Annotated in this window: 10 protein-coding genes; 8 read left to right on the top strand and 2 right to left on the bottom strand. The window is 70.4% G+C overall.

Going from position 1 to position 11,545, the window contains the following annotated elements:
- Positions 1-10: 10 nt before the first annotated feature.
- Positions 11-2,827: a penicillin acylase family protein gene (locus ACIBJB_RS37040; RefSeq protein WP_398937446.1), complete on the bottom strand. Its 2,817-nt coding sequence runs from the start codon at positions 2,825-2,827 to the stop codon at positions 11-13.
- Positions 2,828-3,140: 313 nt separating this feature from the next.
- Between ACIBJB_RS37040 and ACIBJB_RS37045 the strand changes: the two genes are divergently transcribed.
- The 6 genes from ACIBJB_RS37045 to mscL all read left to right on the top strand — a co-directional run bounded on the left by ACIBJB_RS37045 (position 3,141) and on the right by mscL (position 8,755).
- Positions 3,141-4,676 (top strand): potassium/proton antiporter, encoded by a 1,536-nt coding sequence (locus ACIBJB_RS37045; protein ID WP_398937448.1) that lies wholly within the window; start codon positions 3,141-3,143, stop codon positions 4,674-4,676.
- 204 nt (positions 4,677-4,880) lie between these two features.
- Positions 4,881-6,149 (top strand): MFS transporter, encoded by a 1,269-nt coding sequence (locus ACIBJB_RS37050; RefSeq protein ID WP_398937450.1) that lies wholly within the window; start codon positions 4,881-4,883, stop codon positions 6,147-6,149.
- Between the two features lie 67 nt (positions 6,150-6,216).
- Entirely contained in the window at positions 6,217-6,546 is a 330-nt protein-coding gene (locus tag ACIBJB_RS37055; RefSeq protein ID WP_079072329.1) for an FmdB family zinc ribbon protein, read from the top strand.
- A gap of 99 nt (positions 6,547-6,645) precedes the next feature.
- Positions 6,646-7,479, top strand: a complete 834-nt coding sequence (locus ACIBJB_RS37060; RefSeq protein ID WP_398937452.1) for an S-methyl-5'-thioadenosine phosphorylase — start codon at positions 6,646-6,648, stop codon at positions 7,477-7,479.
- A gap of 133 nt (positions 7,480-7,612) precedes the next feature.
- Positions 7,613-8,149, top strand: a complete 537-nt coding sequence (locus tag ACIBJB_RS37065; protein ID WP_398937454.1) for a hypothetical protein — start codon at positions 7,613-7,615, stop codon at positions 8,147-8,149.
- Between the two features lie 138 nt (positions 8,150-8,287).
- Positions 8,288-8,755 (top strand): large conductance mechanosensitive channel protein MscL, encoded by a 468-nt coding sequence (gene mscL, locus ACIBJB_RS37070; RefSeq protein WP_398937456.1) that lies wholly within the window; start codon positions 8,288-8,290, stop codon positions 8,753-8,755.
- A gap of 22 nt (positions 8,756-8,777) precedes the next feature.
- On the opposite strand, the gene ACIBJB_RS37075 is transcribed toward mscL, so the two are convergent.
- Complete coding sequence (locus ACIBJB_RS37075) at positions 8,778-8,957, bottom strand: hypothetical protein (RefSeq protein WP_398937458.1); 180 nt, start codon at positions 8,955-8,957, stop codon at positions 8,778-8,780.
- Between the two features lie 113 nt (positions 8,958-9,070).
- On the opposite strand from ACIBJB_RS37075, the gene ACIBJB_RS37080 reads away from it, so the two are divergent.
- Together ACIBJB_RS37080 and ACIBJB_RS37085 are read left to right on the top strand one after the other, a co-directional pair.
- Positions 9,071-10,270, top strand: coding sequence for a low temperature requirement protein A (locus tag ACIBJB_RS37080; protein WP_398937460.1), 1,200 nt, complete (start codon positions 9,071-9,073; stop codon positions 10,268-10,270).
- Between the two features lie 76 nt (positions 10,271-10,346).
- Entirely contained in the window at positions 10,347-11,372 is a 1,026-nt protein-coding gene (locus ACIBJB_RS37085) for a P1 family peptidase (RefSeq protein ID WP_398937462.1), read from the top strand.
- The last annotated feature ends 173 nt before the right edge of the window (positions 11,373-11,545 follow it).

The following is an 11,545-nucleotide window of genomic DNA, read 5'->3' on the forward strand; positions in this document are numbered from 1 at the left end:
CGCCGGAGGATCACGGCTTCAGCACCAGTGTGTCGGTCGTGCTCTTGTCGACGGCGTCGTCCGAGAACGACCAGTCCAGCAGTTCGCCCTTGACCCACTTGCCGGTCTGGTCGGTGTAGTGCGCGCTGTAGGCGTGCCCGGAGGCGCCGCTGAGGTTGATCCACTTCGACTTGTCGAGGTCCCCGAGGTTGACCACCATGCGCATCGACGGCACCCAGACGACGCCGTAGCCGCCCGCGGCGTTCCAGCCGGTCGCGTTGACCGTCGCCTCGCCGCCGCTGAGCTTCCAGGGGCCGCGGTTGAGCATGTACTTCACGATGTCGGGACCATCGGTGCCCAGGGTCTGGTTCTTCAGGAACAGCCGGTGCAGCCGGCCCCAGCTCCAGGTGTCGATGTCCTTGCCGAGCTTGGCGGTCAGCTCCCAGCGGGCGTCGATCATGGCGCGTTCGAAGAGCTGGTCGCGATTGGTGGCCTCGAGACGGTCGCCGGCGCCCTTCGGCGTCTTCCACCAGTCGCTGTTCTCGTCGTCCATGAGGTTGCGCACGACCTCGAACCAGCGGTCGCCGCCGTCGGGCTGCGCCTGGTCGGCGTCACGCTGGCCGCACTCGCGGACCTTGTCCGCCTCGTCCGCGGGGCCGGTGGTGTTGATGGGGTCGACCCACAGGCACTGGCCCTTGACCCGCAGCTCCTTGGGCAGCTTGTTGCCGAAGGCGAGCTTGAGGATGTTGCGCCAGACGGCGTTGAAGTAGGCCGCCGCCGCCGAGTCGGCGTCCTGGGTGTAGTCCCAGCCCTCCAGCAGCTCCTGCGCCTGACGGACGTCCTTGTCCTTGACGTCGATCTTCAGCAGCTTGGGCACGAGCAGCTTGGCGATCTCGCTGCTGTTGTCGACCTGCATCTGGCGCATGTCGTCGGTGGAGACCTTGCCGCCGCCCTTGATCTTCTGCTCGATCAGGTCGGTGATGCGCTGGCTGCGGGTGCCGTAGCCCCAGTCCGTGGTGAGCGTGTAGGGGTACTTGTCCTTGTCGATCACCGCCTGGTTGGCGGTGACGATGTAGCCGCGCTTCGGGTTGTACTCATAGGGCAGCTCGTCCTGCTCGATGTACTTGCCGGTCCAGGCGTACTTGGGGTCCCAGCCCGGGGCCGGGATGGCGCCGGTGTCGCCCTTCGCGCGGATCGGGATGCGGCCGGGCAGCGTGTAGCCGATGTTCTCGGAGTCGGCGTAGACGAGGTTCTGCGAGGGCACGTCGAACAGGGCCGCCGCCTCGCGGAACTCGCTCCAGTTCGACGCCTTGTCCATCGCGAACACGGCGTCCATGGAGGTGCCGGGGTCGAGCGCGGTCCAGCGCAGGGCGACGCCGTAGCCGTCGCCGCGGTCGGGGGCCGCGTTGTCGACGGTGGCCTTCTTGCCGACCTTCACGAGTTCGTCGTAGCGGTCGGAGAGCAGGGGGCCGTTGTTCGTCTCACGGACGACGATCTTCTTGGACTCGCCGCCGGCGACCTTGATGGTCTCCTCGCGCGTGGTGAAGGGCTTGGTCCTGCCGTCGTAGAGGTAGCCGTCGCCGGAGAGCTTCTCCAGGTACAGGTCGGTGACGTCGACGCCGGAGTTCGTCATGCCCCAGGCGATCTTCGCGTTGTGGCCGATGACCACGCCGGGCATGCCCGCGAAGGTGTAGCCGGAGACGTCGTACTGGCACTTGCTGGAGACGGTCCGGCAGTGCAGGCCCATCTGGTACCAGACGGACGGCAGGGAGGCCGACAGGTGCGGGTCGTTGGCCAGCAGCGGCTGGCCGGTGATGGTGTGCGAGCCCGCCACGACCCAGGAGTTGGAGCCGATGCCCTGGCCGTTGACGCCGACGGCCGTGGGGACGTCGTCCAGGACGTTGTAGAGGCCCGAGAGCTGGCTCTGGAGCGCCGAGGCGGTCGAGGACGAGGTCGACGACGCGGTGGAGGCCGACGTGCCCGTGGTGCCGCTCGTGGACGTTCCGGAGCCGCTCGAGGAAGCGCCGGTGCCGGTCGTCCCGCTGTTCGCTGTGCTGCCGTTCTGCTCGAACGTCCCGGTCAGCTCGCTGTACTGGCCCTCCTGGACGATCGTCTGGTTCCGGCTGTACGGATACCCGGGGTACAGGTCGGAGATCTGCTTCGGGCCGAGGCGGCTCGTCATCAGGGCGCGGTCTATCTCGTCCTGCATGTTGCCGCGCAGGTCCCAGGCCATGGCCTTCAGCCACGCGACCGAGTCGACCGGGGTCCACTGCTCGGGCTTGTAGTCGTTCCTGAAGCCGAGGGCCGCGTACTCCAGGGAGATGTCCTTGCCGCTCTTGCCCTTGAGGTAGGCGTTGACTCCCTTGGCGTAGGCCTGGAGGTACTTCTTGGTGGAGGCCGACAGCTTGGTGTCGTACTCCTTCTTCGCGACGCGGTCCCAGCCCAGGGTGCGCAGGAACTCGTCGTCGTCGACCTGACCCTTGCCGAACATCTCCGACAGGCGCCCGGAGGTCATGTGGCGGCGCACGTCCATCTCGTAGAAGCGGTCCTGCGCCTGGACGTAGCCCTGCGCCATGAACAGGTCCGCGTCCGAGGAGGCGTAGATCTGCGGGATGCCGTAGCTGTCGCGCTTGACGTCCACGGGGCCCGACAGGCCTTCGAGCTCGATCGAGCCCTTGGTCTGCGGGAAGGAGGCACGGACGGTACTCACCGACCAGTACCCGCCGTAGGCGACGCCGCCGATGACGGCCAGGACAAGGACGAGAACGATCAGACGGGCTCTGCGCCCCTTCTTCCTGCCGGACTTGCCGGGCTGCTGACCCGATGAGGCGGTGGTGGTGGGGGGCATCGCTGTCCTTGCTGTCCTAACACGCGAGCGGCAGGGCGGGCTGTGCTGGTGACGGGGAGCCTGCGTCACAACCCCGGCCGCACCAGACGCCGCGCGCCCGGCCGGGGATGTGACGCAGGCTCCGCGCGCTGGAGCAACCATAGGCGCAGGGCCCAGGCGGACTTGACGCGGAGTGGGGAACCAGCGCGGACGAGCGTTCGATCTCACCTCGCGAAGCGTCAAGAAATCGTCAAGAGTTAGGTAAGGTAACGAAGTACTTGGATGCGGAGTCCCACCACTTCGTGTCCTATGTACGTGAGCTCACGCGCGCGTGATGCCGGTGAGCCAGGGAAGGGAACGGCCGCTGACTGTCCACCACCTCAACCAGCTCCTCTTCGTCTGCTCGCTCGTCCTGCTCGTCGCTGTGGCAGCGGTCCGGATCTCCTCGCGCAGCGGGCTCCCCAGCCTGCTCGTGTACCTGGGGATCGGCATCGCCATGGGACAGGACGGCATCGGCGACATCCACTTCGACAACGCCGAACTGACCCAGGTCATCGGGTACGCGGCCCTGGTCGTGATCCTGGCCGAGGGCGGCCTCGGCACGAAGTGGAAGGAGATCAAGCCGGCCCTGCCGGCCGCCACCGCGCTGGCGCTGGGCGGGGTCGCGGTGAGCGTCGGTGTCACGGCGACGGCCGCGCACTACCTGATCGGCCTCGAGTGGCGTCAGGCGCTCATCATCGGGGCGGTCGTCTCCTCGACGGACGCGGCGGCGGTCTTCTCGGTGCTGCGCAGGATCCCGCTCCCCATGCGCGTGACGGGCACGCTGGAGGCCGAGTCCGGCTTCAACGACGCCCCGGTGGTCATCCTGGTGGTCGCCTTCTCCCAGGCGGGCCCGGTCGAGCACTGGTACGCGCTGATCGGTGAGATAACCCTGGAGCTGGCCATCGGCGCGGCCATCGGCATCGCGGTGGGCTGGCTGGGCTCCTGGGGCCTCAGGCACGTCGCCCTGCCCGCCTCCGGCCTCTATCCGATCGCGGTCATGGCGATCGCCGTCACCGCGTACGCGGCGGGCGCGCTGGCACACGGCAGCGGCTTCCTCGCCGTCTATCTCGCCGCCATGGCGATGGGCAACGCCAAGCTGCCGCACTGGCCCGCCACCCGCGGCTTCGCCGACGGCCTCGGCTGGATCGCCCAGATCGGCATGTTCGTCCTGTTGGGTCTGCTGGTCACCCCGCACGAGCTGGGCGACGACGTGCTGCCCGGGCTCGTCATCGGGCTGGTGCTGACCATGGTGGCGCGGCCCCTGAGCGTCTTCCTGTGCCTGACACCGTTCCGGGTGCCCTGGCAGGAGCAGACGCTCATGTCCTGGGCCGGACTGCGCGGCGCCGTGCCCATCATCCTGGCGACGATCCCCATGGTGAGCGGTATCGAGGGCAGCCGTCGCATTTTCAACATCGTCTTCGTCCTGGTCGTCGTCTACACCCTCGTGCAGGGTCCGACGCTGCCCTGGCTGGCGCGCACGCTGCGCCTGGGCGGGGACTCCGAGGCCGCCGACCTCGGCATCGAGTCGGCGCCCCTGGAGCGGCTGCGCGGGCACCTGCTGTCCGTCGCGATCCCCGAGGGGTCCCGGATGCACGGCGTCGAGGTCAACGAGCTGCGCCTGCCGGCCGGGTCCGCGGTCACCCTCGTCGTCCGCGAGGGAAAATCGTTTGTTCCGCTGCCCACCACGGTGCTGCGGCGCGGGGACGAACTGCTGGTCGTCGCCACCGACCCGGTCCGCGACGCCGCGGAACGGCGGCTGCGCGCGGTGGGCCACGGCGGCAAGCTGGCCGACTGGCTGGGCACGGACGGCGCCGAGGGCACACGTTAAGAGCGTGTTACGCGCTGCCCTGTACGATGTGCTCGCACCCCTGATCGAACCAACTCTGCCTGACGCAGAGCTGGCGCGACCGTATGGCGGCCGAGACGTCCCTGAGCAGTCCGGCATCTACCGCAGTCCGCGCAAGAGGACAGCTCTCGGCGCCGCCCCTTTTGAAGGGGAGCCGCGCTACCAGGCGGCAGAAAGGCACGGGCCGTGGCATCCACGGTCACCTCCTCCCGCCCCGGATACGGGCAGCTGCTGCGTACCCGCGGCGCCTGGACGTTCCTGCTCCCCGGCTTCGCGGCGCGCCAGCCGTTCGCGATGCTCACCCTTTCCCTCGTGCTGCTCGTGCAGCACACCACCGGCTCGTACGGCGCGGCGGGCGCCGTCGCGGCCGTCACCGGGGTCGCCATGGCGCTGTTCGCGCCCTACAGCGGCCGTCTCGCGGACCGCTACGGCCAGCGCGCCGTGCTGGTCCCCGGCGTGCTGGTGCACACCGTTTCGGGCCTGTCCCTGACGGCCCTCGCCCTCGCGCACGCGCCCCTGTGGGCGTTGTTCGCGGCGGCCGTGCCCACCGGTGCCTCGGTGCCGCAGATCGGGCCCATGGTGCGCGCCCGCTGGGGCGTGAAGCTGCAGGGCTCGCCCCTGATGACCACGGCGGCGGCCTTCGAGTCCGTCACGGACGAGCTGACCTTCGTCTTCGGCCCGCTGCTCGCCACCGCCCTGTGCACCGCCGTGCACCCGGCCGCGGGCCTGCTGACGGAGGCGTCCCTCACACTGCTCGGCGGCCTGCTGTTCGCCGCGCAGAAGAGCACGCAGCCGTCGGTCACGGCCGTCGACGGGCACGCGCGCGTGGAGCACGCCTCGGCGCTGCGCATCCCCGGGGTGCGGGTCCTGATCGTGACGTTCCTGGGCATCGGTTCCGTCTTCGGCGGCATGCAGGTCTCGCTGGCCGCGTTCAGCGAGTCGATCGGCGAACCCGGCCTGAACGGTGTCCTCTACGGCGTCTTCGCCGCGGGCAACATGCTCTCCGGCCTGGTCTGCGGCGCCATCGCCTGGAAGGTGGCCCCCCAGCGGCGCCTGATCGTCGGATACGGCGCCCTCGCGCTGACCGCCTCGGGCCTGTGGGCCGCGCACTCGGTGCTCGTCCTGGCCGGCCTCGGCCTCCTGGTCGGCATGTGCATCGCGCCCACCCTCATCACCGGCTACACCCTGGTCGAGAGCCTGGTCCCGGCCGGCGCCCGCACCGAGGCCTTCACCTGGCTGACCGGCGCGGTGGCGCTCGGCCAGGCGGCCGCCGTCACCATCGCCGGACAGCTGGAGGACCGCTTCTGGGGCGGCGCCGGGTTCCTGGTGCCGATGGGTGGCACTGTGCTCGCCCTGACGACTCTGCTGGCGCTGCGTTCCCACCTCGTCGCGCGGCCCCGCGCCCGGACCGTCGCACGTGGCATCGGTCACCGAGTGCCGGTGGCAGTGGACTGATCCCCGGGAATACGTCACTATGGACCATCGTTAGCACTCATTGAGTGAGAGTGCCAGGAGGAAGACAGTGCCCACCTATCAGTACCAGTGCACCGAGTGCGGCGAGGGCCTCGAGGCGGTGCAGAAGTTCACCGACGACGCTCTGACCGAGTGCCCCAACTGCCAGGGTCGCCTCAAGAAGGTGTTCTCCGCGGTCGGCATCGTCTTCAAGGGCTCCGGCTTCTACCGCAACGACAGCCGCGGCTCCTCGTCGAGCAGCTCCCCGGCGTCGTCGTCCTCGAAGCCGTCGACGTCCACCTCGTCGTCGTCCGAGTCGTCCTCGTCTTCTTCCTCGTCCTCCTCGGACTCGAAGTCGTCGAGCTCGGGCACCTCGTCCAGCAGCAGCTCCGCCGCGTAGGTCTCACTTCCGGGGCCCTGCCGTCGTACGACGGCGGGGTCCTTGGTGTTTCCCGGGCCCGGCCGCCGCGGGTTTCGGGGGCCGGATACTGTGCTGGTCATGGCGAACGCAGAGATCGGCGTAATCGGCGGCTCCGGCTTCTACTCGTTCCTCGACGACGTGACCGAGGTCCAGGTGGACACCCCCTACGGTCCGCCCAGCGACTCCCTCTTCCTCGGCGAGGTCGCCGGCCGACGGGTGGCCTTCCTGCCCCGGCACGGGCGCGGCCACCATCTGCCGCCGCACCGGATCAACTACCGGGCCAATCTGTGGGCGCTCAGGTCGGTGGGGGCACGGCAGGTCCTCGGTCCGTGCGCCGTGGGCGGGCTGCGCACGGAGTACGGCCCGGGCACGCTGCTCGTACCGGACCAGCTCGTCGACCGTACGAAGTCCCGGGCGGGAACGTACTTCGACGGTCTGCCGCTGCCGGACGGCGGTGTGCCGAACGTGGTGCACGTGTCGCTGGCCGACCCCTACTGCCCCGTCGGGCGGGCGGCCGCGCTGAAGGCGGCCCGGGGGCGGGACTGGGAGGCGGTGGACGGCGGCACGCTCGTCGTGATCGAGGGGCCGCGGTTCTCGACCCGCGCCGAGTCGGTGTGGCACCAGGCCCAGGGCTGGTCGGTGGTGGGCATGACCGGCCATCCGGAGGCGGCGCTCGCCCGTGAACTGGAGCTCTGCTACACGTCGTTGACCCTGGTCACCGATCTCGACGCGGGCGCCGAGACCGGCGAGGGCGTCTCGCACGACGAGGTGCTGCGGGTGTTCGCGGCGAACGTGGACCGGCTGCGGGGCGTGCTGTTCGACGCGGTGGCGGCGCTGCCGGCGGGGGACGAGCGGGACTGTCTGTGCGTGAACGCGCTGGGCGGGATGAATCCTGGGTTCGAGCTGCCGTAGCGGCGAGGGAAGTTCTCGTTCGGGTGAGGGAGTTTTCCACAACCCGCCGGTAGTCCACCGAGCTCAGCGGGATTCGGCGCAAAGCCGCATCGTTGCAGCGCAAGCCGATGTCTCGTCGCTGGTGGTGGTCCTCATGTCCTTCGCTCCCTCCCCCTCTCCCCTCGTTCCCCTCCCGCTGGGTGCCGACGCTCCCCCGACCTGCGAGGTCCCGCACTTCGCGCCGGTGCGGGTGCGCGGCGGAGGCCGGCAGCTACGACGGTTCGTACGGCACCGCGGGCGGGCCCTGGCCCTCGGCCTGGCCGTCACCGCGGCCGCGCTGGTGGCGGCGGGCCCGCGGAGCGACGACGGGGCGCGGGGGCATCCGGCGACCGAGCCAGTACGCGAGCACCGTGCCGTGGAGACGGTGTCGGCGCCGGTGCGGATCGCCGACGGTGCGACGGTCCGACTGCTGCGCCCCGGAGACCGGGTCGACGTCATCGCCGCCGAGGAGTCGGCACTGGGCGGGGATGCGCGGGTGGTCGCGCGCGGGGCGCGGGTGACGAAGGTGCCGGAGCCCCTGGACGGTGTGACCGAGGGCGGGGCACTGGTCGTGCTCTCGGTGCCGCGGTCGACGGCGGCACGCCTCGCGGGCGCGAGCGCGACGGCACGGCTGGCGGTGACGCTGTGCTGAGCCGTGCGGTCCGTCCGTTGCGGGAGTTCGTGTCAAGAGCCCCTTTCGAGCTACCCCATGGGACAGGGGCACCTCGCGTTGACGTAGGTTGCGGAGCTGTTTGTTCCACACCCTGTGCGTGCGAGAAGAGGCCTCTAGGTGAGCGAGAAGAAGCCGAACGTCTGGGAGGGCTTCAAGGCCTTTCTGATGCGCGGGAACGTCGTCGATCTGGCTGTCGCGGTGGTCATCGGCGCCGCCTTCACCAACATCGTCAACTCGGTGGTGAAGGGAATCATCAACCCGCTGGTAGGGACGGTCGGAACGAAGAACCTCGACAGTTACAGCTCGTGCATCAAGGGCCCCTGCACAGGTACCGGCGGCAGCGCGACGGGGGTCCGGATCCTGTGGGGCTCGGTCCTCGGTGCGACGCTCACCTTCGTGATCACCGCGGCCGTCGTCTACTTCCTGATGGTCCTGCCGATGGCGAAGTACCTGGCTCGGACGGAGGCCCGCCGGAAGGCGAAGGAGGGCACGCACGAGGTCATCGAAGTGACCGAGCTGGAGGTCCTCAAGGAGATCCGCGACGCCATGGTCGCGCAGCGGGGCTCGGGCCACGACGGGCGCTAGCGAGCTGGGTCGTGCGCCTCGCTCAGAGGTGGTGGGGCGGCTTCTCGTCGAGGAAGCGCTTCAGGTCGGCCGCGCTGTCGCTGTCGGTGCGCGGCCGGTCGCCCCAGCCTCGGTCGGTGTCGTCCGGGGACTGCTGGTCCAGCGGATCGTCGAAGACCAGCGCGGGGTTCGGCTCGGAGGGCGCGGGGTCGGGGGTGCTCACCGGTCCAGGGTACGGCAGCGGTCCCGACGGCTCGTATGACGCGGACCCCTCACCCGGGCACCTCGTGAACGGGCGCGAGGGCATTCCCGGCCGGTATCTGCTGTGCTTGGGCCATGACGTCCAGTCCGACGCGCAGTCCACTGCGCAGACTCACCGCCCGCGGCAGGGACGAGGCCCACAGGGTCGCCTCGCCGCTGGAGCTCTTCTTCGACCTGTGCTTCGTCGTGGCCATCGCCCAGGCGGGCGTGGCCCTCGTGCACGCCATCGCCGAGGGCCACGCCGGCGAGGGGATCCTCAACTACGCGATGGTCTTCTTCGCCATCTGGTGGGCGTGGATGAACTTCACATGGTTCGCCTCGGCGTACGACAACGACGACGCGCTCTACCGGGTCGTCACCCTGGTACAGATCGCCGGCGTGCTGGTGCTGGCGGCCGGGGTGTCCCGGGCGTTCGAGGACCACGAGTTCCTGGCCGTGTTGGTGGGCTATGTGATCATGCGGCTGGCGCTGATCGCGCAGTGGCTGCGGGTGGCGCGCTCGAGCGAGGGCGCGGAGCGGACGATGGCCCTGCGGTACGTGTTCGGCGTGCTGTTGTGCCAGGTCGGCTGGCTGGGGCTGCTGGTGCTGCCCGAGGGCGGTCGGGCGTGGGTCTTCCTGGTGATGGCGGTGCTGGAGATGTGCGTGCCGCCGTTCGCCGAGAGGGACCATCCGACGTCGTGGCATCCGCACCACATCGCGGAACGGTACGGGCTGTTCACGATCATCGTGCTCGGCGAGACGATCGCCGCGGCCACGGTCGCCGTGAAGTCCGGCATCGACGAGAACGACGCGCTGAACGAGCTGCTGCCGATCGCCACGGGCGGACTGCTGATCGTCTTCGCCGCCTGGTGGATCTACTTCGTGGTGCCCATCCACGGCCATCTGCGCTCCAACAGGCAGGCGTTCCTGTGGGGATACGGCCACTACCTGGTGTTCGCGTCGGCCGCCGCGATCGGGGCGGGCCTGGAGGTGGCCGTCGAACAGGCCGTCGGCAAGGCACACATCTCGACACTGGCCGCGTCTGCCGCGGTGACCCTGCCGACCGCGCTGTATCTGCTGACCGTCTGGGGCCTGCACTCGCGGTATTTCAAGGTGGGCATCGCGCAGCAACTCGTGCTGCCGGTCACGGCGTTGCTGGTGATCTGCTGCACCTTCCTGGGCGGCTGGGCGGTGTTGGCCGCGGGCATCGTGGCGACGCTGGCGGTGGTGACCGGGACGACGTTGACCGCGCGTATGGCGGCCCGGGAGCGCGGGGAGTCGGTTCGGGCGGCGTGACCTCGTCCGGCCGGTCTGCGGGGTCTTCGGACCGCTGGTTCCGAGGAGTGCGGCGGGGCTGGACGAGACTGGTTCCATGACAGTTGACGCTCTGACGGATGTCGCCGGGGTACGCGTGGGGCACGCGACGCGCACCGGCGACGGTTGGCTCACCGGCACCACCGTCGTACTCGCCCCGGAGGGCGGGGCCGTCGCCGCGGTGGACGTACGCGGTGGAGGTCCCGGCACAAAGGAGACCGACGCGCTCGACCCGCGGAACCTGGTGCAGAAGGTCGAGGCGATCGTGCTGACCGGGGGCAGCGCGTACGGGCTCGACGCGGCCTCCGGGGTGATGGCCTGGCTGGAGGAGCAGGGGCGGGGGGTGCGGGTGGGGCCCGATCCCTCGCATGTGGTGCCGGTCGTGCCTGCGGCGTGTGTCTTCGACCTGGGGCGGGGCGGTGACTTCCGGGCCCGGCCGGACGCGGCGACCGGGCGGGCCGCCGTCGAGGCCGCCGCGGAGAGTGCCTTCGGTGCGGAGGTGGCGGAGGGGTGTGTGGGGGCGGGGACGGGGGCCGCGGTCGGGGCGATGAAGGGTGGGGTGGGGACGGCGAGCGTCGTCCTCCCCTCGGGGATCACTGTGGCGGCGTTGGTGGTGGCCAACGCGGTGGGAGCGGTGTCCGATCCGGAGACGGGGGTTCTGTATGGGGAGTTGTTCGCCGGGCGGGTGCGGTATCCGGAGGAGCGGGTGCATGACGCCGCGCGCCGGCGGCTCGCCGATACCGCGGCGAAGAGTGCGCCGCCGCCTCTGAACACCACGCTCGCGGTGGTGGCCACGGACGCGGAACTGTCGAAGGCGCAGGCCCAGAAGGTGGCCGGGACCGCGCACGACGGCATCGCGCGAGCCGTGCGGCCGGTGCACCTGCTGCACGACGGCGACACGGTGTTCGCCCTGGCGACGGGGGCGCGGCCGCTCGACGCCGGCGATCCGCTCGCGCTCAACTCCGTGCTCGCGGCGGGGGCGGATGTGGTGACGCGGGCGATTGTGCGGGCTGTGCGGGCGGCGGAGTCGGTGGAGGGGGTGGGTGGGGTGTGGCCGGCCTATCGGGAGCTGTATGGGACGTGATGCCTGCGGGTTCGGTGGGGGCGGGCGTTGTGCGCAGTTCCCCGCGCCCCTTTTGTGCCTGCGGCAGCCCGCTCGGTCCCGGTGGGGGCTTGTGTAGCGCGTGGGGTTCGGTGGGTGGGTCGGGGCCGGGGGGGGGGGGGGGGGGGGGGGGGGGGGGGGGGGGGGGGGGGGGG

Origin of the sequence: Streptomyces sp. NPDC050759 (assembly GCF_044456945.1) — a bacterium.
Classification (GTDB): domain Bacteria; phylum Actinomycetota; class Actinomycetes; order Streptomycetales; family Streptomycetaceae; genus Streptomyces.

Coding starts and splice junctions, on each gene's coding strand:
- ACIBJB_RS37080 (WP_398937460.1), top strand. CDS start 9,071: ATGACGTCCAGTCCGACGCGCAGTCCACTGCGCAGACTCACCGCCCGC.
- ACIBJB_RS37065 (WP_398937454.1), top strand. CDS start 7,613: ATGTCCTTCGCTCCCTCCCCCTCTCCCCTCGTTCCCCTCCCGCTGGGT.
- ACIBJB_RS37045 (WP_398937448.1), top strand. CDS start 3,141: ATGCCGGTGAGCCAGGGAAGGGAACGGCCGCTGACTGTCCACCACCTC.
- ACIBJB_RS37060 (WP_398937452.1), top strand. CDS start 6,646: ATGGCGAACGCAGAGATCGGCGTAATCGGCGGCTCCGGCTTCTACTCG.
- ACIBJB_RS37085 (WP_398937462.1), top strand. CDS start 10,347: ATGACAGTTGACGCTCTGACGGATGTCGCCGGGGTACGCGTGGGGCAC.
- ACIBJB_RS37040 (WP_398937446.1), bottom strand. CDS start 2,827: ATGCCCCCCACCACCACCGCCTCATCGGGTCAGCAGCCCGGCAAGTCC.